At 37.3% G+C, this 21755-nt stretch carries 21 protein-coding genes; 8 read left to right on the forward strand and 13 right to left on the reverse strand.

Features of this window, described 5'->3' with window-relative positions; all coding sequences use genetic code 11:
- The first annotated feature begins 3 nt into the window (after positions 1–3).
- Positions 4–777, forward strand: a complete 774-nt coding sequence (locus tag FJQ98_RS19940) for a magnesium transporter (protein ID WP_053596211.1) — start codon at positions 4–6, stop codon at positions 775–777.
- A 336-nt stretch (positions 778–1113) separates the two neighbouring features.
- Here the strand turns inward: FJQ98_RS19940 and hpaB are convergent, their stop codons facing one another.
- On the reverse strand, positions 1114–2559 hold the full coding sequence (gene hpaB, locus FJQ98_RS19945) for a 4-hydroxyphenylacetate 3-monooxygenase, oxygenase component (RefSeq protein WP_053596210.1): 1446 nt from the start codon (positions 2557–2559) through the stop codon (positions 1114–1116).
- A 345-nt stretch (positions 2560–2904) separates the two neighbouring features.
- On the opposite strand from hpaB, the gene FJQ98_RS19950 reads away from it, so the two are divergent.
- Both FJQ98_RS19950 and FJQ98_RS19955 read left to right on the forward strand, forming a co-directional pair.
- A complete protein-coding gene (locus FJQ98_RS19950; protein ID WP_053596209.1) occupies positions 2905–3093 on the forward strand; it encodes a hypothetical protein in 189 nt (62 codons plus the stop codon).
- 141 nt (positions 3094–3234) lie between these two features.
- A complete protein-coding gene (locus FJQ98_RS19955; RefSeq protein ID WP_201406523.1) occupies positions 3235–3579 on the forward strand; it encodes a hypothetical protein in 345 nt (114 codons plus the stop codon).
- Positions 3580–3809: 230 nt separating this feature from the next.
- Here FJQ98_RS19955 and recD2 read toward each other — a convergent pair whose 3' ends face one another.
- On the reverse strand, positions 3810–6242 hold the full coding sequence (gene recD2 / locus FJQ98_RS19960; protein ID WP_053596207.1) for an SF1B family DNA helicase RecD2: 2433 nt from the start codon (positions 6240–6242) through the stop codon (positions 3810–3812).
- A 188-nt stretch (positions 6243–6430) separates the two neighbouring features.
- Here recD2 and hisA point away from each other — a divergent pair, with 188 nt between their 5' ends.
- The 4 genes from hisA (at position 6431) to FJQ98_RS19980 (ending at position 8710) form a co-directional block, all read left to right on the forward strand.
- Positions 6431–7198 carry a phosphoribosylformimino-5-aminoimidazole carboxamide ribotide isomerase gene (gene hisA, locus FJQ98_RS19965; RefSeq protein ID WP_053596262.1) on the forward strand — a complete coding sequence of 256 codons (768 nt, stop codon included), beginning with the start codon at positions 6431–6433 and terminating at the stop codon, positions 7196–7198.
- Positions 7195–7482: a hypothetical protein gene (locus FJQ98_RS19970; RefSeq protein WP_053596206.1), complete on the forward strand. Its 288-nt coding sequence runs from the start codon at positions 7195–7197 to the stop codon at positions 7480–7482. The genes hisA and FJQ98_RS19970 overlap by 4 nt, the downstream gene beginning before the upstream one ends.
- A 232-nt stretch (positions 7483–7714) precedes the next feature.
- Positions 7715–7927 carry a hypothetical protein gene (locus FJQ98_RS19975; RefSeq protein ID WP_143114946.1) on the forward strand — a complete coding sequence of 71 codons (213 nt, stop codon included), beginning with the start codon at positions 7715–7717 and terminating at the stop codon, positions 7925–7927.
- 39 nt (positions 7928–7966) lie between these two features.
- Positions 7967–8710 (forward strand): GTP pyrophosphokinase, encoded by a 744-nt coding sequence (locus FJQ98_RS19980; protein ID WP_053596205.1) that lies wholly within the window; start codon positions 7967–7969, stop codon positions 8708–8710.
- Between the two features lie 187 nt (positions 8711–8897).
- Here the strand turns inward: FJQ98_RS19980 and FJQ98_RS19985 are convergent, their stop codons facing one another.
- The 4 genes from FJQ98_RS19985 to cymR all read right to left on the reverse strand — a co-directional run bounded on the left by FJQ98_RS19985 (position 8898) and on the right by cymR (position 12502).
- Positions 8898–9557, reverse strand: coding sequence for a tetratricopeptide repeat protein (locus FJQ98_RS19985; RefSeq protein WP_053596204.1), 660 nt, complete (start codon positions 9555–9557; stop codon positions 8898–8900).
- Positions 9558–9645: 88 nt separating this feature from the next.
- The gene (gene mnmA / locus FJQ98_RS19990; protein WP_053596203.1) at positions 9646–10770 is read right to left on the reverse strand and encodes a tRNA 2-thiouridine(34) synthase MnmA; all 1125 of its coding nucleotides are present in this window, start codon (positions 10768–10770) and stop codon (positions 9646–9648) included.
- Positions 10771–10828: 58 nt separating this feature from the next.
- The gene (locus FJQ98_RS19995; protein WP_053596202.1) at positions 10829–11977 is read right to left on the reverse strand and encodes a cysteine desulfurase family protein; all 1149 of its coding nucleotides are present in this window, start codon (positions 11975–11977) and stop codon (positions 10829–10831) included.
- Between the two features lie 105 nt (positions 11978–12082).
- Positions 12083–12502, reverse strand: a complete 420-nt coding sequence (gene cymR / locus FJQ98_RS20000) for a cysteine metabolism transcriptional regulator CymR (RefSeq protein WP_053596201.1) — start codon at positions 12500–12502, stop codon at positions 12083–12085.
- 214 nt (positions 12503–12716) lie between these two features.
- Between cymR and FJQ98_RS20005 the strand changes: the two genes are divergently transcribed.
- Positions 12717–14006, forward strand: coding sequence for a replication-associated recombination protein A (locus tag FJQ98_RS20005; protein ID WP_201406524.1), 1290 nt, complete (start codon positions 12717–12719; stop codon positions 14004–14006).
- 274 nt (positions 14007–14280) lie between these two features.
- On the opposite strand, the gene FJQ98_RS20010 is transcribed toward FJQ98_RS20005, so the two are convergent.
- The 7 genes from FJQ98_RS20010 to FJQ98_RS20040 form a co-directional block, all read right to left on the reverse strand.
- Complete coding sequence (locus FJQ98_RS20010) at positions 14281–15000, reverse strand: hypothetical protein (protein ID WP_053596199.1); 720 nt, start codon at positions 14998–15000, stop codon at positions 14281–14283.
- A gap of 340 nt (positions 15001–15340) precedes the next feature.
- Entirely contained in the window at positions 15341–15892 is a 552-nt protein-coding gene (locus FJQ98_RS20015) for a hypothetical protein (RefSeq protein WP_241774612.1), read from the reverse strand.
- 171 nt (positions 15893–16063) lie between these two features.
- The gene (locus FJQ98_RS20020; RefSeq protein WP_053596198.1) at positions 16064–16450 is read right to left on the reverse strand and encodes a hypothetical protein; all 387 of its coding nucleotides are present in this window, start codon (positions 16448–16450) and stop codon (positions 16064–16066) included.
- Between the two features lie 427 nt (positions 16451–16877).
- Positions 16878–17639, reverse strand: a complete 762-nt coding sequence (locus FJQ98_RS20025) for a tRNA threonylcarbamoyladenosine dehydratase (protein ID WP_053596197.1) — start codon at positions 17637–17639, stop codon at positions 16878–16880.
- 443 nt (positions 17640–18082) lie between these two features.
- The gene (locus tag FJQ98_RS20030; protein ID WP_053596260.1) at positions 18083–19063 is read right to left on the reverse strand and encodes an N-acetylglucosamine kinase; all 981 of its coding nucleotides are present in this window, start codon (positions 19061–19063) and stop codon (positions 18083–18085) included.
- A gap of 240 nt (positions 19064–19303) precedes the next feature.
- Positions 19304–20386: a DUF871 domain-containing protein gene (locus FJQ98_RS20035; RefSeq protein ID WP_053596196.1), complete on the reverse strand. Its 1083-nt coding sequence runs from the start codon at positions 20384–20386 to the stop codon at positions 19304–19306.
- A 25-nt stretch (positions 20387–20411) separates the two neighbouring features.
- On the reverse strand, positions 20412–21740 hold the full coding sequence (locus tag FJQ98_RS20040; RefSeq protein ID WP_053596195.1) for a PTS sugar transporter subunit IIC: 1329 nt from the start codon (positions 21738–21740) through the stop codon (positions 20412–20414).
- Positions 21741–21755: the final 15 nt, after the last annotated feature.

Consider the following 21755-nt stretch of genomic DNA (forward strand, 5'->3'; position numbering starts at 1 on the left):
AAAATGATTAGACTAAATCAATATAAATATAAAGAAGAGTACACATACTACATGTTGCAATCTTTAAAAGATGGAAAAAAAGATTCTTTTCGAAAGGATTTTCTAGATTTACACCCTATGGATCAAGCAACATTTTTTATCGAACTCAGTGAGGAAAGACGCTTCAAAATTTATTCTTTTTTAACTCCTTGTGAATTTGGAGAAATTTTTAGTGAGCTAGAACCATCCTTGCAGAAAAAATGCATTATAGAACTTGACCGTCCGTTTGCAGTGGAGATGTTAAATGATTTACCTCCAGATGACGCTACAGATTTTTTTGGACTACTATCATATAAAGAAGCTGACTTTTATTTAGAACGGATGGAAAAAGATGAAGCCGATGATATTAAACAATTGCTTAAATACAAAAAAGGAACAATCGGATCCTTGATGACAACAGACGTAGTAACAGTTGCAAAAGATGACTCAGTAATCGATGTTTTTGAGCGCCTAAAGCATAACGAAGTAGATGCCGAAACTTTTTACTACTTATATGTTACAGATTCAAATAAACAATTACTTGGAGTCGTATCATTACGAGAGCTAATTATTTCTGCTCCAGAATGTCGAATGGTTGAAATTATGAACGCTGGAATCATTTCAGTGTCTGCCGATACAAACCAATCCGAGGTAATCCAAATCATACGCAAGTATGCTCTTTTAGCAGTCCCTGTAGTAACAGAGAACTATGAACTCCTTGGAATCGTTACTTTTGATGATGTGCTGTCTTATCTATAAGGATACTAACATTTCTTATGGAATTGATATTTTTTACTGTAAATCATGCTCAAAGCGAAGTAACTGTTTAGACTAGTTTAAACAGTTACTTCTTCAAAATTAATTATTATTTTTCCAGGTGTGTTGATTAACCATTTTTATCCATCTCGATTAATTAGAAGGCTCTGATTTCCGCTACGGGCTACTCGCTTTCCCTGCGAAGCTTTGCTCTGCGACGAAAGCGAAGCGACAGGAGCACTCGAGTAGCCCTACGCTACAATCAGTTAAAATGGACATATATTAGCAAAGTATCAACAAAAAAATCCTTCTATCACTCAATAATAAACCTATATTTTCCTAATCAACATGCTTATTATTTTTTAAAAAACTTTCTACTCTATTAACTAATTCTTCTCTATTATAAGTTTTATAAAGTGCAGTGGCTAAACGGACTGGGTCACCAAAGAAAAAGCGCTCATACAGTGTTTGTCGTGTACCAAAGTTACTCATCGTTAAATCCCAGGCTAAACGGAATTTTTTGACGCGCTCCTCTCCACCATCCTGAAAAGACTGTAAATAATGCTCAAGGTCACCGTCATCCGCTGCAAAGGCTTTTTCATTTGGAATGGACATTAATCCACTTGCGCCAAGTAGTTGGATAATTTCTGTAAAGGTCGGATACACTTTAGGGAAAATCTGAATAGCTACTTGTACGGTCGCATGGTCGGGTCTTATAAAACCAAAAGCATCTTTTTTTGCTTCTATTTCAGACTTTAACAGTAAGGCCTTCATCGTTTCTAATGTCACGATAATATCAACAACTTTTTGCTGCACATGTTGGTATTCGCCGATATTGATCGTATTTACAATTGACTGTACAACACCTAAGACAAATTCTGTTTTGACAATTTGACGTGTAAGAACTTGATGTAAACCATATGTTTGAAAACCACTTACGTTCAAAAAGTTATTAGCAACTTCCACATTCTCATAATAAAAGACGCGTTCCCACGGTACTACAACATTATCAAATACAACGATTGCATCCATTTCCTCGTAACGACTACTTAATGGATAATCAAAAACCGATTCCCCTCCGACAAATGATTGTCTACATAAAAACTTTAAACCTTTTGTATTACTTGGTATTGAGAAAGCAAAGCCTTTTCCTTCATCATAACCATTTGTTGATATAACAAGGAGTTCATCTGTAATTCCTCCCTGTGTCGCTAGTAATCTCGCCCCTTTAATTACTAACCCCTCACTCGTTTTATCTACAATTTTAGCAGCAATTGTAACATCTTCATCTTCAAAATAAAATTTTTGACGGTTTACTTGTGGCTCGATAAATGTATGTGTCATAGTCAAATCGTTCTCACGAGCATACTCATAAAATTTTAATAAATGCTGCGGGAAGCAATTTTTCTTATCTTTCAAATATTCCGCAACCGATGCTAGTGCCATTAGTGTCGTATTCATGTAATCTGGACTTCTCCCCATAAGGCCATGAGTGGATAATGCCCATTCTCGTGTTGCATTACGTCTTTTCACGAGATCGTCAACTGTCTTCGCTTGAAGGAAAGACATACCTACGCGCTTATTACTCGTTGGTGACACATATGTCATCCTCTCAAGCAATGCCTTTTCATTTTGTAAATCAAAAAGCCTTGCCTGACTCTGCATAACTCCCTTAAATGCTGGATGCTCCGACACCTTGCCTGTGACAACTTCCCCATCAATCGAAATATATGTTTGTAAAGCGTCAATACGGTCAATATATTGCTTTCCTGTAATTACTGGCATGCAATCACCCCTAAACGTTACAAATTGTTTTTATACTCATTTAGTATATGAAACCCCCTAATATTCGGTTCCTATTTAGACAACTGTATTATATCAAACCTCCAAATCACCTAAACTGTACTACTTTATAAATACAGCTAAAAACCCACCTTTATTGTACAATTTTTCAGTTACTTTAGATAAAAACGGTTTCAATTAGCGCTTTTTATACAAGTTCAATTTTGCGTCACATTCACAAAAAAGTCATCTCCGACTAGTACAGAGTTGCTAGATTTTTTATATATGCAGGTGTAAGATAACTTCGTAACCAAAGCAAATACATCTTTTTATTAAAGGAGAATATATATGAATCATCAAATCATCTCGTACGTAGCGAAAATGGAAGCTGCTTTAATGAATAAAATGGAGGATCATAATGAAGAAAATCTTTTATTTTCTATTGCTTCAGATATGATTGCCAAAGAAAAAGATCAATTTAAAAATGTTTGCCAAGCATATGAAGTAGTGAAACATCACTTAGTTGGTCTCCACTAAATTCAAACGTTTAGCAAAAAGTCGCATCTATAGACACGGCTTTTTTCATGCTGTTGAAAAACTATTGTGTCATTAAAAAAAGTATGGCTCTTCGGCAAAACGAGGGGATGATTTCCATTCCGACCGAGCGCTTTCCTTGGGGTGTCCGATGAGCCGCTTCACTTAGCATATATCTTCTGGCATGTTACTTTAATTTATAGTGATAAAACGAAACTTCAGCAATGTTTTATCTGTGCGAAAGCAAAGCGACAGCAACAACAAATGTTTTTTGTGCGAAAGCGAAGCGGCAGCAACAACAATGTTTATCTGCGCGAAAGCGAAGCGGCAGCAACAACAATGTTTATCTGCGCGAAAGCGAAGCGGCAGCAACAACAATGTTTATCTGCGCGAAAACGAAGTGTCAGCGGCAACAATGTTTATCTGCGCGAAAACGAAGTGTCAGCGGCAAAGGAAGCGGCTCGACGCTCGCCACAGGAAAGCGAGTAGCCTGGAACGGAAATCCCCCTCATTAAAGCGCCACAACATTCACAAAGATTTCTTGACCATTTTGTTTTTCAACACTATGCAAAAAAACCCGATCAATTCGAATTGATCGGGTAAAGTTTTTGTTGCACATATGGTAGAACCATCTTTTGGAATTGTTCAAATGTTGTTTTTTGATTACTGGACAAGCGTTAATAATATGCGTTCCACTTTATTCACATCATAAAAAAAATTTAATCATCTAAATAATCATACGGTGAGACACCATCCATTCCAATCAATGGATGGATATATGGCTCCGTTTCTACCGTTAACTTGAAATCAATTGATGTTTTTTCTTTCTGTAAATCCTCGTTCATTGGAACCGTTTCTACTTCTGCAACTTCCTCTACCACATTCATTGGATTGAGCCTTGCACGTAAAGACGTAAAGCGCTGTAAATCATCCGTACGCTGTAAGCCATCTGCTAACACATCCGGCTCACCACATAAAATCAAGAAATTTTTTGCACGCGTAATACCTGTATATAACAAATTACGACGTAACATTTTAGAATAGCCACGTACAACCGGCATTATAACTGTTTGGAACTCAGAGCCTTGCGATTTATGAATTGAACAACAGTAGGCAAGTGTCAATTGATTGAGTTCACTACGCTGATAAGTTACTTCAATACCGTCGAATGACACAACAAGCAAATCTTGTTTCTCAATTGTTTCCTTTGCCTTAATAATACTGATTACCTCACCCATATCACCATTAAAAACATTGCTCTCTGGTTGATTAACAAGCTGTAAAACTTTATCCTTTATGCGATATGTGACATCACCAAAGACGAGCTCTTTTCTAGTACCAGTATCGTTTGGATTAATAAGATCCTGAATCATTTTATTTAAATTGTCTATTCCTGCGGGACCTTTGTACATTGGTGCTAACACTTGGATATTACGAATTTCTTGACCTTTGGCAACCGCACTTTTCACAACTTGTGTGACAACGTTTGCTACCTGATCTGAAGAGGCTTTAATAAATGAACGGTCCGTCGTTTTTAACGTTAGGTCATTTGTGATATTACCACGTTTAATTTGATGAGCAAGTTCAATAATCGTTGAGCCCTCTGCTTGCCGATATACATCTGTTAATTCAACAGTAGGTATTTGCCCGGAAGCCAACAAATCCTTTAACACCTGTCCTGGTCCTACCGGTGGAAGCTGATCTTGATCGCCAACAAATACAACTTGAACATCCTCATGCAAGGATTTTAATAATTGATGCGCGAGCCAAGTATCAACCATCGACATTTCGTCTACAATAATGAGTTTCCCTGTAACCTCACGCTCAGTTTCTTCCTCTTTCTCCTGGCCAGTAAAGCCTAGCAGTCGATGAATTGTCATTGCTGGAAGTTCTGTTGATTCCGATAAACGCTTGGCAGCACGTCCTGTTGGAGCACATAAAATAATCGGAAAGGGCTCTTCTTTTTGTGCGTATTCCTTCGGGTTTAATGATAGTCCGTGTAGCTTTGCATACACTTCTACTACACCCCGAACAACAGTTGTTTTACCAGTACCAGGTCCACCAGTTAAAATCATAACGGCTGAGTTTAAGGCCTGTTCAATAGCATTCGCTTGTGTTTCGGCATATGCGACATTAAGCATTTCTTCAGTTTCACCAATCGTTTTGCGTATTTCGTCCTTGCTAAAATGCTCAGCCTTATTGTTACGTTCGATTAAAGCTACTATTTTTGATGCAATTCCGACTTCTGAGAAATATAGAGATGGTAAATATAATCTCGTTTCTTCCCCACAAATTTTATTTTCCTCACGCAATTCGATGCAAGCTTTAGAAATGGTCTCAAAAGGAATTTCCTCTCGTTGGCTTTGCTCAAGCATATCTTTTACTAGCGGTAAAACATGTTCTGCATCTAAATATACATGCCCGTCCGATAAAGCTGCTATATTCAGAGTATGTAAAATCGCCGCCTTAATACGGTCTGGATGATTACCAGTAATCCCTAATTTTGAACCTAACTCATCCGCACGAAAGAAACCTACACCCTCAACATCTTCAATAAGGCGGTATGGATTTTCAGTTAATAATTCAATTGCCTCTGTCCGATATGTTTGATAAATTTTCATGCCGAGCTGTGGTCCAAAACCCCATTCATTAAGTTGAATCATCACTCGTTCTAAGCCTAGATTTTGTTCAATCGTACGATGGATAACTTCTTTTTTTTCAGCAGATAAGCGTGGTACAACATCAAGCACATTTGGGTCCTCTAAAATAAGACGCAAAGCATTTGCCCCTAGCTTCTCTACAATTGTTTCAGCCGTTTTTTTCCCGATTCCAACAAATAAATCGCTCGATAAGTAGTGTATAATTCCTTGCTCTGTAGCTGGCACTTCTTTTGTAAACGTCTCAATTTGAAATTGCACACCATATTTTGGATGTTGTTTCAATAAACCTGTAAAACGATATTGCTCATCCATCTGTAACGGCGGAAAGTATCCAACAACTATTATTTCTTTATCCTCATACTGTAAGTTGGTCTCTTGAATTTTCACACGAACTATCGAATACATATTTTGTGCATTATGGAAGATAGAGACGATTGGACGCCCGAGTATAAAAAATTTATTTAGTTCAAATAAATCAAGATTATCTGCCATTTTCGGTTCGTCCTTTCCCGTTCATTTCAATCATTATATTTTACCACACCCAAACTTGAAAAATCGTTTAAAAAGAGAATTCACTAAATTCTTTAACATTATTTTGACAAATGACATTTCACGTCTATTATCAACCTTTCCATGCTATGATAGAGAAGAATTTGTTGCGCGGAAGGATTGTGAAGCTATTGGAATTTAGACCTTGCATCGATTTACACGATGGCAAAGTAAAACAAATTGTAGGCAGCACATTGGGGCATACAGATCAAGAGGTCATCGAAAACTTTATTTCAAATCATGACTCTAGCTATTATGCAAAAATGTTTGCCAAAGATCAATTAACAGGTGGTCACGTCATTATGCTTGGTGATGGAAACGAAGAAGCCGCATTAGCAGCACTAGCGGCATACCCTCTAGGTTTGCAGGTTGGTGGCGGCATCACCACAGAAAATGCAAAAAAGTATATTGATGCGGGTGCATCCCATGTTATTGTCACATCATTTATATTCTATGATGGTAAGCTCAATTTAGATCGACTAAAAAAATTAGTACAGATTATCGGTAAACAGCATCTTGTCATCGATTTAAGCTGCCGTATGCGCGATGGGAAATGGTTTGTTGTTACTGATAAATGGACAAAGTTTAGTGATTTCGAAGTAAATGCTGAATCCATTGCCTATATCGAAAATTTCTGTGATGAACTACTCATTCACGCTGTTGACGTAGAAGGAAAAAAAGGCGGTATGCAGGAAAGCTTAGTGCGTGATTTAGCCGCTTGGACAACAAATCCAACAACATATGCTGGTGGAATCCGTTCTCTAGACGACTTAGAGAAATTTAAAAAAATAGCAAATGGTAAGCTTCATGTTACAATTGGTAGCGCTCTTTCAATTTTTGGTGGAGATTTACCATATTCAGACGCGGTGAAGTATTGCAAAAAAGGCGGGGTATTGTGAAGTTAATATATAAGGATTATGTTTTTCCTTTTCAAGAAACAAATTTAGAACGCATTATTGATGGTAAATATTTCAAGGTAAATACAAAAGATAATTCTCTTTCGTTGCACGTGCAGCTAGATAATGAACAAATGCTGCTTGAGTTTTCGAAATCATTAAAGGCAACATGCGGTTTCCTACGTGACCAAGAAACAGAGCCTTATATTGGCATTTATATCGATTTACAAATATTCGTGGATGAATTTAATAAACGATACAACTTAAATGCTGAAATTATCGTTTAATTACTAAGGGGACTAAACACCCCTTTTTTTTATTTTCATATCAAGAATACTATACTTAGTGTCAGAGCACATATTTCTATTTAGTAGTTATTTTTGTTAAGCTAATAGTAGTGAGAAAATTGATTGGAGTGGAGGCTGCGCGACTCCTTGGGATTAGCGATAGAGGAACGCGAGTGAAGCGGCTCATCGGCGCCCCCAGGAAGCTCTGCGCGAAAGCGAAGCGTCAGCAACAATGTTTTATCTGTGCGAAAGCGAAGCGACAGCAACAATGTTTTATCTGTGCGAAAGCGAAGCGACAGCAACAACAAATGTTTTCTGTAGCGAAAGCATAGCGACAGCTACAATTGTTTTATCTGTGCGAAAGCGAAGCGACAGCAACAAAGCGCTCAGTCGGAATGGAAATCAACCACACGTTATGGTGATGATCCATAAATTTAGTTATTAGTAGTCCGCTTATTAATTAGAAGAAAGGATTTAATGAAGTATGAAAAATGAACTCGAAGCAACCACTTTAAAAACCCTACAAACAGAGTTAACTCGCTTCTTTTTAGCGTATAAATTTGCTTTACATGAAATCGAAACGAAAATAAATATTTTACAAGAAGAGTTTAAATTAATTCATGAATATAACCCAATAGAACATGTATCAACTCGAGTAAAATCACCAAAAAGTATATTGATGAAGATCAAAAAAAAGAACCTCGAGCCATCTATCGAAGCAATTCGTGAAAGCATTCGTGATATTGCAGGTGTGCGAATCACATGCTCCTTTGTAGAAGATATATATAAAGTGAGTGCGATGCTACAAGCACAACATGATATAGAAGTTATAGATGTAAAGGATTATATTGCATATCCAAAAGAAAATGGCTATCAAAGCTTGCATCTTATTATTAAGATTCCAATTTTTATGTCTGATCGTATGGAGAAGGTGTATACCGAAATTCAAATTCGTACAATTGCAATGGATTTCTGGGCAAGCCTTGAACATAAAATCTATTACAAATATAACAAGGAAGTACCTGAACATATCCGTTTTGAATTGAAGGAGGCTGCCATTCAAGCAGCTGAACTGGATCGAAAGATGGAACGACTAAATAAAGAAATAAATATTTTAAAAGCGAACGAAGCAGATTCGGCAATATTAGATCCAACCCCTATTGCGAATTTAGCACAATATTTATCTCAGCTACCATTTTATTATCCTTCTAAGGATGAACAAGACTAAAATAAATTTAAAAAGGATGCCGAAGTAAGTTGAAGGCACTGAAAAAGTCGATTTGCCACAAAAAATGTGATGCAAATCGACTTTTTTGAGTTTCTAAATCCAACAAAAGACAGATTTATAATATAAAAAAATGAATTTCTTTAGTTTTTCAGTGCCCTCAAGTAAGTTTCGGCATCCTTTTAGTATTTTAGTTAAATCGCTGTGCAATCATATCGTAAATATAACGCGCTTGGTCGTATTCTGGCTGTAATGTAAAGGCCTGTTTCAGATGGTACATAGCATCTTCTGTTTGTTCAGTGGATACTGCATAAAGTACACCTAAATTATAATGTGCATCTGCATTATTCCAATCCTGTTCAATTAAGTAATCTAATTCCTTCTTACCATCTTCAAACATTTCTAAAGCACATAGCACAATTGCATATGCCAGACGAATTTGATTATCCTCTGGGGCAAGTTCTGCCGCTCGTTGTAAATATGGCAGTGCAAGCTTCGGATTTTCCATTCGCTCAAAGCATTTGCCCATCATATAATAAACATCCGCGCCTTCAATTTTATGCTTTAATGCTTGCTCATAAAGCTTTACTGCCTCTGCGTATCGTTCTGCATTAAAATATAAATTTGCTAAGCCATAATAAGCAGTTGCTGCTGTTTCATCAACAGTGATTGCTTTTTGAAAGAAACGCTCTGCACGTTCAGTATCCTCTAAGACCGCTAAGAGATTTCCAAAATTCACATAACCAATTGCGTTTTCAGGTTCTTCTTCAATTGCTTGTGTAAAAAGTTGTGCAGCATCCTCGTAGCGCTTTTCTTGAAATGCTTGAATGCCCTGCTCGTTAAAATTCATTATTTTTGTTCACCTCTATGTAGCGAAAGACTGCCTAAATTCTATACGCCTCATTCAGGAAAGGCAGTATAAGCAGTCTTTTCGCGTTTTATCCTACATATGTTAGTTTTTCATTATTTTTAAAGACTTCGTCGATTGTACCGCCACCTAAACATTCTTCACCATCATATAATACAACAGCTTGTCCAGGTGTGATTGCACGAACTGGTTCAGCAAACGTAATATGTGTACGTCCATCCGCTAAAATTTCTACTTCCACCGGTGTATCCGTTTGACGATAGCGGAATTTTGCAGTGCATGAAAATTTCCCGGGCAATTTTTTTGTCGAAGTATAGTTCATTTTCACAGCAGTCAATGACGTAGAGTACAGTGAATCGTTATGGAAACCTTGTCCAACAAGTAACACATTACGTTCCAAATCTTTCCCTAGTACGAACCAAGGTTCACCGTCGCCACCAATTCCAAGACCATGACGTTGACCAAGTGTATAGTACATTAATCCGTCATGTTTGCCCATTACGACTCCATCCATCGTCTCCATATTACCAGGTTGAGCTGGTAAATATTGACTTAAAAATTCTTTGAAATTACGCTCTCCAATGAAGCAAATTCCTGTTGAATCCTTTTTCTTCGCTGTAGCCAACCCAGCTTCCTCCGCAATTTTACGGACTTCCTTTTTCTCAATATGTCCAATTGGGAACATTACATGCGACAATTGTTCCTGCGATAATTGGTTTAAGAAATACGTTTGATCTTTATTATTGTCAATGCCTCGAAGCATTTTAACTTCGCCATCTCCACTACGATCAACTCGAGCATAGTGACCTGTCGCTAAATAATCAGCTCCAAGATCCATCGCATGCTCTAAAAACGCTTTAAATTTAATTTCCTTATTACACATAACATCAGGATTTGGAGTGCGTCCTGCTTTATATTCTTCTAAAAAGTATGTGAAAACCTTATCCCAATATTGCTTTTCAAAATTTACTGCATAGTACGGAATCCCGATTTGATTACATACTTTAATAACATCATCGTAGTCTTCTGTAGCTGTACAAACGCCATTTTCGTCTGTATCATCCCAGTTCTTCATAAATATCCCGATTACTTCATATCCTTGTTGCTTTAGTAAATATGCAGCAACCGAAGAATCTACCCCACCAGACATGCCGACAACAACACGAATTTGTGAGGGGTCGCGTGTTTCTTTCATTATGGTCACCTTTTCTTTTCATCAAATTCCTTTATAACCCGTTACAGTTTTTAGCAAATTATTTTTTCGCTAGTCTTTTGACAATCGCTGCTGTTTTTTCAGCCGCATGTTGTACATCATTTTCCGTTAAATCTTGACCGAAGCTAAAGCGGATTGAGTTACGTAATTCCTCTGCCCCTTGTCCAAACATCGCAACTAAAACATGAGATGGATCAATGGAGCCAGCAGTGCACGCAGAACCACTTGATACGCAAATACCTGCCATATCAAGATTCACTAGAAATGACTCTACTTCCATACTAGAAAAACTTACATTTAAAACGTGTGGAAGCGTATGTTCTAAATCTCCATTCACATGAAATGCTAGTTTTTCCTGCATGAAAACATCAAGCATAATTTGCTTAAAGCGATTGTATAGTGCACGCTTCTCTTCGCGCAATTCATTTGCAATTTGCACCGCAGTCGCAAAACCAATCACTGCAGGCACATTTTCAGTACCTGCACGACGTTTTTTCTCGTGTGCTCCCCCTAATGCATAACTAGTGAATGGTGTTCCTGCTTTTTGATAAAGGAAGCCAATCCCCTTAGGACCATTAATTTTATGTGCGGAAACACTTAGTAAATCAACTTGTAAATCAGCAACATTAATTGCCTCTAATCCATATACCTGAACAGCATCGGTATGGAAAATAGCCTTATGTTCACGCAACAAGTCACCAATTTCAGCAATCGGTTGAATCGTACCAACTTCATTATTGCCGTACATAATCGTTACTAAAATTGTATCCTCACGTAATGCATTTCGCACGTCTTCTACAGAAACACGTCCGTTTTCATCAACCGGCAAATATGTCACATCAAAGCCATCTCGCTCAAGCTTTTCACAAGTATGTAACACCGCGTGATGTTCAATTTGAGTGGTAATTATATGCTTCCCTTCCGCAGCACGTGCATATACAGTACCAAAAATAGCCGTATTATCCGCCTCGGTTCCGCCACTTGTTATAATAATTTCCCCAGGTTGAGCACCAATTGATTTGGCTAATATTTCACGTGCATCATCTAAATATTTGCGCGCCTCTCGACCTGCCCCATGAATACTTGATGCATTTCCATAAACCTGTTGCATTGCTGTAGTCATAGCGTCTATTACTTTGTCATTCATTGGCGAAGACGCTGCATGATCGAGATAAATATATGAATTCATGTTGAAAACTCCTTTGTACGAAAAGCGCTAAAGATCCGTATCCCTGCCACAGGGTATGGCACGACATTGCGTCGACTTAGGGAGCGGTACTTTAGCCTAAACATATTAAATATAGAACATATAGCCTTCCGCTACATTTTCCTCAGTATATTGCGCTAAATCCTCGATTGACGTTGTATCCAATACATTTTTCACAGCATCGCGAATGCGAAGCCACAACTCTCGCTGAGGTGCTTCTTCATTTTCAATTCCTTCTACTGGCTGAATTGGACCCTCTAACACACTAATAACATTAGCCGCTGAAATTTCACTTGGTGGATTCGCTAGCATGTACCCACCATATGCACCGCGTACACTTTTAACTAAGCCTGAATTACGTAGTGGTGATACCAATTGCTCTAAGTATGCTTCAGAAAGTTCTTTTTCAGCAGCAATTTTTCGTAGTGGAATAGGTCCTTCTCCATAATGCTTTGCTAATTCAATCATAATCGTTAGCCCATAACGGCCCTTTGTAGAAATTTTCATTTTATCACCCTCTAATAGTCTAGTCGAAAATACTACCAACAGTATATCATAATCTCCTCTTGAAGAACTCGGAAATACTCTTGGAAGGTTATGATATACTATTAATTACGCCTTATTATAGTTAGGCAAAATACTATTAACGCTTCATTTTAACGCAAAAAAACATTTAGCAATCAAAAATCATTGAAAACTGTTGAAAGGGGAATTTTTTTAAATGCATAATGAACCACTCGCTTATCGCATGCGTCCATTAACCCTTGATGAAATTGTAGGACACCAAGATTTTATCGGTCCTACTACCGCTCTTTATAAAATGATTCAAAATGAACATATTCCATCCATGCTACTATACGGTGAGCCAGGTATTGGCAAAACGTCAATAGCGAATGCCGTAGCAGGAAGCTCGAAGCTTCCCTTCTTCGCACTTAATGCTACTCGCGCTGGTAAAAAAGACGTTGAGGATATTGTACAGGAAGCTCGAATCTCGGGGAAAGTCCTACTTTTTTTAGATGAAATTCATCGTTTCAATAAATTACAGCAGGATAATTTGTTGCCACATGTTGAAAATGGCTCAATCATATTAATTGGGGCTACGACGGAAAATCCGTATCATGATGTAAATCCCGCTATCCGCTCACGTTGTGGAGAAATATATCAACTAAAACGTTTAACGAAAGAAAATTTAATCGAGCTTATTAGAAAAGCACTTTCTGATGAAAAACGCGGGCTAGGTAAACATCATTTTGCATTAACAGACGATCAAATTGCTCAAATTGCTGGAGCAGCTAATGGTGATGCGCGGAAGGCATTGACTTTGCTTGAATCGATTTATTATGCAAGTGATGAAGTTGACGGTCAAACAATTGCAGCTGATCATATCATTGAGCATCTTATCGGAAGAATCGGTGTTTATGGTGATAAAAAAGGGTCGCATTTTTATAATTTGCTATCTGCGTTGCAAAAATCTGTTCGTGGAAGTGATACGAATGCAGCATTGTATTATTTAGCACATTTATTGGAAACAGGTGATTTAGTAGCTGTCAGCAGGCGCTTACTTGTTATGGCTTATGAGGATATAGGCCTTGCCAATCCTGATGTAGGGCCGCATATGCTTGCAGCCGTACAAGCAGCAGAGCGTTTAGGCTTACCTGAGGCGCGTATTCCTCTTGCAAGTGCTGTCATTGAAATGTGCCTTGCATCCAAATCCAATTCTGCAATTGCAGCCATCGATGCAGCAATTGCCAGCATTCACGAAGGAAAAACAGGCGATATCCCACATCATTTACGCGATGCTCATTATGAAGGGGCAAAAGATTTAGGTCATACAGGCTATCAATATCCCCATAACAGCCCGATTGGAACATTTGGTGGCTGGGTAGACCAGCAATATTTACCCGATGAGCTTGTGGGCACAGAATTTTACAAGCCTGTCATTGCAGGTGAAGAAAAACGAATGGCAGGAATCTACGAAAAGCTTAAATCATTTCATAAGGATGAAAAGTAATATCGCTATATGACTAGGATACCGAAAAACATATTATAAGATTATTTATGAAAATAAGGCACTTCAACTAAAACCAGGAGCACCTTATTTTTAGGTCTCTTCACCGTGCTACACATTCTACTCATAAGAGACGATTTCCGCGAGCGAAATATGAGCGTCATCTTCGCTCATATTTCGCTTCATGTGCTTTCATAGATTATCTCTTAATGTTCAACGATTTATATCTCTTCGATTTAATTAATTTCCCAAAGAAACAGGATTGACAGCTAGGCAATCATCCTGTAAAGGTTACTTTATTTGTTGTATAGCGCTTATTGTAAAATAGGTTCAATGTATCTTCCACATTTCTCAACGATGGTAATTTATTCGTTTCTTTCTCCTCTTTTTCATTTTCTTTATCATGTAAATAATTAATAAAATTGTAGGTTTGATAGAGTAGACTAGCAAACTCCTGTGAATTCTCCCTTACTTCAAAGCGAATTGCTTTTACAGCAACTGCTTGGCCAATCGATTGCTCCCTTGATGGAGAGGTTTGATCATCATCTACATTATCATCTGTAGTTCTGTATAATAATTTTAATGCCTCATAAACCTCTTTGTTATCACTAAATCGTTCCTTTATCCACTGCAAAACAAATTGTAATAGGACAACGGCATAAATAAGTGAAAGACGTTCATCTCCAAAAGATTTTTTCGACAAACGTTTAAAGTATTCCGCTTGTGTCACCTGCTCAAATATGATTAAACGAATTGGATACAGGAGCGCATGTCCACTGTTGATATATAATTTTTCTCGATCCTTATACATAGCCAACCAAAAATCCCTTACTAATGAAATAGATTTTCTTGTCGAGAGAGCTAATTGACATTGGATAAGCTCATTTTCAAGTGTTGGTTGTATAAGCCGCAGAAATAAAAGTTCCTCATCCTCACTCCCTAATAAGAGTGGTTTTTCTAAGTTCACCAAATCAATTTCAATACCGTTTATTAACATTGCACAGCCTCCTTCCTATAAATTCTTACAGCATTGATAAACCTAACACACAGATTTTCAATTTTTTAACTATATTTCGACAAAAATCTATAAATACCTTTTAAGCAAAAAGTCCTTTTTTTATTTCCGTACAATAAAATTTTGACACTATTACGACAGCCATTCCACAATAATCTATTAACATTAACAAAAAAATCTGCAAAACTTTACGAAGTGGAAGCCCAATCATTCCCTCACAAAGCCGAGCGCTGTAAGGAATGGAGGCTAAACCGCATAAAGTAAGCAGATTTTAGATTGTTATTCTATTTTCTGAAAAGTGATGCTACATCACCCTTAGAAATTATTCATTATCAACAAATAGTTTAAATTGTTGCAAGCATTGTTTGACTGCGCCTTTTTGTTCAAGCACTGCATTTCGTAGTGATGCTATTTTCTCTTCATCTTCCACGACTTCACTATAAAGTGCGAAAATTGCCAATAATAATTGTTCATTCTCTTCTTGTTCAATGCTAGGTAAAGAAAAGGCAGCAATCGTTAATAATTGCTCAACTTTTTCAGGTGTTTTTTGTAATTCATTGGATGAATAATACATTGATTCCGCTAAAAAATAGCAGAGCTTTGCACTACAATCTATAAATAAATGCCAGTATGTATTGGCACCCGGTAATTCACCCGCTTTACTGTCAACATACTCTTTATAAAATGTAGTAACTTGTGTGTATAAAGGATTTAGTTCCCTCATAGCCTTTGGATAATTATTAGATGTATCCAAATAGTCAAATACAATTGTATTCATTTTCTCTTGAAGTTTTACAATATCTAAATGATCACGAATTACTTGAATTTCCACTTTACCACTCTCCCATGTTCTCATTTGTTTTTTAAACGTCATTCCTACTCACCTAAGCAGTCCTGTACATTCCAAACAAACTGATTTATTATCTATTGGAATTATTTAAATTATAGCAATAAACCAAATAAAGAAGTGAACACATGAACAAAATAAGGCAATTTCGTGAATTAATAGCATTTCGAGCACATAATGCGAACAATTTTGGTAAAATTATATCCTTTGTACATAATCATAAAATAAAGTTTGCTCTTTCGTCCGATCAACAATTTCTATAATACTTCCTTGCGCATATTTTTTTATTCTTTTCTGTGGTATATAAAAATAGGCATTGTTTGCAATTAACCACTCACTAAGCGTTAGCTCACTACCTGGCTGTTGATTTGTCAATATACGTTTATGTCGAAGTATATCCGCCATTTTGTAAAAGCCTTCTGATAGTTCGTAAGCAGAAACATCAAAATTAAAAATAGGGCTAACAACCTGTCCAATATCAAAAATGTGTATCGTTTGCCCTTCTTCATCAATAGCTAATTCTACTGTGCTTATTTCATCGAATAGATTTAAGCCCCTATATTCCATTTGATAGATTTGCTCCATTATAAAACGCCTCCTTTTATAGGTTTAATGTTAGAGAGTCATAATACGAAGCTTCTCCAATCGTTCCGGAACCTCTCTTTCTGACGTTCTATCCGTCACTTTGATGGTTCTGTTCTATCCGTCGTTTTATTTCTGCGAGCACAATGTGAAGCTTCCCAAACGTTCAATATGAATATCCTAGCAAATAACGCTCCCATTGTAACATAGAAAAAGCAGCTGTCTTAAAGTGAGACAGCTACTTCTATGCTCATTCTCATAACGGGCCTTCTAGAATTTCTTCGCTTTTTATTCTTATCGAGAAATTATTTGAGTTTATCGATAAATATTGTTAATTTATCGATGAAAGTTTTGAATTTATCGCCCAACTTTTTGAATTTATCGCCTAACTATTTAAGTTTATCGACATATCAGATTTCGCTAAGTTGTATTACCCTTGTACACGTGTAATTTTTACATCTTTTAAGATGGTATTCACTACCCAGCTTGCAGCAATTAAGCCTGCTACTGAAGGAACAAAAGCGTTGGAAGATGGAGGCATTTTTGCTTTACGGATGGCTGCATCTGGTTTTCCGACATGCTCCACAACATCTGGACGAACTACAATAGGACTCTCATCTGAGAATACAACCGTTACTCCTTTATGAATACCATCCTTCCGTAATTTCGTACGAATTACTTTTGCCAATGGGTCCGTATGCGTTTTAGAAATATCCGCAATTTTAAAACGAGTCGGATCCATTTTATTGGCTGCACCCATACTCGATATAATTGGAATATTGCGCTTTAGACATTCCTTCACAATATGAATTTTATACTTCACTGTGTCACTCGCATCAATAACATAATCTATGCCCTGCGCGAAAAATTCCTCATATGTTTCCTCGGTGTAAAACATATGCATATCAATTACTTCACATTCTTGATTAATATCAGCAATACGCTCTTTCATGACACCTGACTTTGATTTACCGACCGTTGAAAGATAGGCAACCAATTGACGATTTACATTTGTAATATCTACATTATCCTTATCTACTAAAATAATGCGGCCAATACCACTTCGTGCACATGCCTCAGCAGCAAATGAGCCTACACCGCCTACACCAAGAATGGCTACTGTTGTATTTTTTAATTTTTCGAGTCCCTCTGTTCCTATTGCGAGCTCGTTACGTGAAAATTGATGTAACATCCTTACACTCTCCATCTATCGAATTTTTTATCCCGCTCTAACGGGCAGTAACTTATCTGTACCGAAAGCGAAGCGCCAGGTACAAAACTTCCACCTTAAAATTCAGTGAAAGTAAAGAAGTTAGGTGGGAGATTAACTGCCCGTAAATACCTGAATGGTGAAGACTATAATCAGCGGGAGATGAAGCACCCCTACTGATTATAGTTTCACTTTATTAGTAAACCTAGTTATATACTAAGATAAAATCAAACCTATATTACATTTTATCATGATATTCTTCAAGTGAAAATTATAACTAGAAAAAAGAATTCCTCATCAAAATACTTTTTATATGTAAAAGTAAGTTTGGCCTGAATATAAAAGACTATGCATCCGCTCTACTTAAAGTAAAAAGAGCAATTGAAATAAGATTACTTCAATTGCCTTTAGTCCCGACGCTTTCATTAACTTCCTACCTGTTCATAATTTTTTAGAAAAGCTTCTACAAAATCTGAACCGAGCTGAACATTTATTTGCTTGAAAGCTGCTATTACTGCCCCACCTATTGGTTGTAAAACTGGTGTCAAAAATTGCAATGGTAGCTCATCAGCTTGTGTGAATTGCTGTAATTTAGGTATAAAGAAAGCTTCATTATTAAAGACGCCACCCACTAATACGACAGGTACGTTCCCTTGTTCCCAAGCCATATGAAAGTAACATGCTTTGATCGCTACATAATATTTCTTACAAGCATCTTCAATGATGCTAATGGCAGCATGATCTCCTTTTTCTGCTACATCAAAAACATATTTGCTTAACGGCGCCATTACTGTCCGAGGATGCTCCGCTCCATAAATACACTCTATTAATTGTGGTACATTTTCCACAGAAAAATAACGTAAAACAACGTCTGTTAAAGCTGTTGAGTCTCCTCTTCCATCATAGCTTTGAAAAATAGTTTTCAGCACTTGAACGCCTAAATCATAGCCACTTCCCTCATCATCAAAAAGATACCCCCAGCCCCCTACTCGATGAAAATGTTGCTCACTATCATAACCCATTGTGATAGCACCTGTCCCTGCAATTTGCACAATACCTGCCTTCCCAAGTGTGCCTGCGTAAAGTGCTATTAAGGCATCATTATCAACAAAAATAGCTACTGTTTTATCGACATATTGGCGTACTATTGATACTACAACTTCCTCTGCTTGTAGCTCCTTTACCCCGGCCATGCCAGCAAAACAACTATCTATGGCTGCAAATACTTGTGGATTTTGTTGTTGTAAATTCTGTAGTATATCGTGAATCGTTGACTTAAAATACTGAACATCCATTGCTGTTGGGTTACTACGATTAGTTACTACTTTGGCGTAAATATTGCCTTGCTCATCACAAATTACTGCAGACGTTTTCGTTCCACCACCGTCAATCGCTAATACATACATAACTATGCTCCTTTCATCTCCATCAATTTCGCATTGGTGTAATTGTAGCTGTCGCTTTGCTTTCGTTACAAAAAAACATTTGTTGCTTTCGCTCAGAAAACACTTGGAGCTGTCACTTTGCTTTCGCTCAGAAAACACTTGTTGCTGTCGCTTCGCTTTCGCTACAGAAAACACTTGCTGAATGAAGATAAAAAAGGGATTAAGCACTATCAGCTGATGGCTTAATCCCTTCTTCTGTAATCATTTCGTAAAGCTAAATGATGCCCATGGCTGAATCTGTGCTAATAAGAATTTTTCTTCTTCTACAACTCTCGCAACAACATTTGTTGATCCGACATTCGGCATTTCCTTTAAAACAATTTGTAGCTCACCTTTATAACGTACATCTAAATTATTATCGATTGTCACATCCCCAAATTTTAATGGGTAGATATCATGTGCAGGGAAGTCACCATTTTTATATTTCACACGAGATTGTGTACTACGGATTACATACTCAGAAACATCCCCACGATTAAAATGTGGCTCTTTAAAAAGTACCGCTTCTTCTAAAATAGACGTCTCAGCAAACTGCTCAATCTTCAGCTCTAGCTTATAGCGATTTAATTGGCCTAATGCACGTATTTCTTCCTCCGAAGCATACATATTGCCAATAATACAATCATCTATTAAACCAGTGTGCCATAAATCCTTAGCCTGCACAGTAATTGGCAGATGTCGATGCTCTTCTAATGTTGGCAAGCCATACTCGGTTTTCTCCCAGGGTCCAAACATGGCATGCTGCGATGAAATCATAGCTGCTGTTCGAATATGATTAGCTTTAAATTGTTGAGACGTTTGTAAAAAATGTTGACGTGAAAGACCTGTAAAACGTCTTGGATAAAAATTATGGCAGCCAATAATATTATCTCTATTCGGTTGGTAGGATAATATATTTTCTACATATTTCGTGCCGTTACTAATATTTAACTCTATTTTTAAATTACTAGCATCAAGAGACATAAACGCTTCTTCCTGGCCAGAGAAGCCCATATCTAAGCGTAATGCCGCTAAATGATAATGCTCCTTAAAGTAACTAATATCTTTATAGGTTAAGCCTAAATCTTCAAAAACAGCTGGTGCAATATCAGCTGAAATGTCAAAGCCTAGCTGCTGCGCAAATTCATTTATTTGCAGTAATTTATGTCGTTCCTGATCGTTATTTAATGACATAAGACATGTAAATATTCGATCAAAACCATTGTCATGAGCGAGCTGAACATATCGCTTCATATCTTCTAGTGTACTATGCTGAGGATATAGTGAAATCCCTAATCTTTTCAATTTAAATACCTCCGTTAGTTCACATTTACACTTCTACTTTTTGATTTTCTGACTCTGTAACACGCTTTTCGTTTTGAGTTTCTGATTCAGCAGATGACTGTTCATTCTGCTTCGCCATACGATTTGCCATTGATAAGAATGGTAAGTAGATACATACAGCTATAATAAGTAAGACAATACTAAGCACTGCCCCTCGCCAAGATGCAGTTGCTAAAAATCCATTTATAATCGGTGGCGTTGTCCATGGTGGTGCAACTGTAGCTGCCGGCACAAAGCCCCACTTCGTTGCAAAGAAAGCTATTGTTACGTTAATCATTGGTGTCAAAATAAACGGTACAAATAATACTGGGTTTAACACAATTGGAAGACCGAAAAGTAATGGTTCATTAATATTGAAAAGCCCTGGTGCTGCCGACAATTTTCCGACGGTATTATATTGCTTATTCTTTCTAGAGATAATGAATATAGCAATAATAAGTGCTATTGTCGTACCGGAACCACCCATATTGATGAAGGCATCAAAGAATGGTTTATTTACGATGTATGGTGCTACTTCACCAGATGAAATCGCTCTTACATTCGCTTCTATAGCTGGTAAATTTATTGTTTGCATAAATGGTTCGATAATGTTAGCACCATGAACACCTAATGTCCATAAAAACGTAGGAATGAATGCTAAAAGTAAAGCTGCAATCCATGAATTCGTTAAGCCCATAAACGGCTCTTGAATTGCAGAGTAGAAAGAACCGACAATATCAGGAAGATCGAAGCCTGCCGAAATGATTGTACGAACTAGAGCAAACAAACCAATTGTAATCATAGCAGGTAGTAACGCTGCAAATGATTTTGAAACAGCCGGTGGTACACCATTCGGCATTTTAATTAGTAGCTTAGGATTGCCAGCCAATCTACAAAATACTTCAGTTGAGAGCAAAGCAATAATCATGGCTATAAATAAACCACCAGTACCTGTTGTTAACCCTGTTAATCCGCCATCACCAAAGGTACCAAATGTCATATAACTTGAAAGGCCGATTACCCCGGCAGAAAGTCCATCTTTGTCGTAGCTTTTGGCAAGATTGTAAGAAATTGAAAAGGCCAATAACAGTGAGAGAATTCCGAATGTTGCTCCCCAGATACTGCCGCCCCACTGTGTCCAAGTTTCATGCTTCCAGATAGCATCGAGCGCATTTTGATAAAATTTGATCGGCAAATTATTAACAAGAATCGCGAGTGTTCCAAGAATTGTCAATGGCATGATCGTAATAAATCCATCTCGAATGGCAACTAAATGACGCTGATTCCCTACTCTTGCAGCAACTGGCACGAATTTCTCTTCTAAAAAACGGAACATTTCACACACTCCTTT

It is taken from the genome of Lysinibacillus agricola (genome assembly GCF_016638705.1).
In the GTDB taxonomy this organism is placed as follows: Bacteria; Bacillota; Bacilli; order Bacillales_A; family Planococcaceae; genus Lysinibacillus; species Lysinibacillus agricola.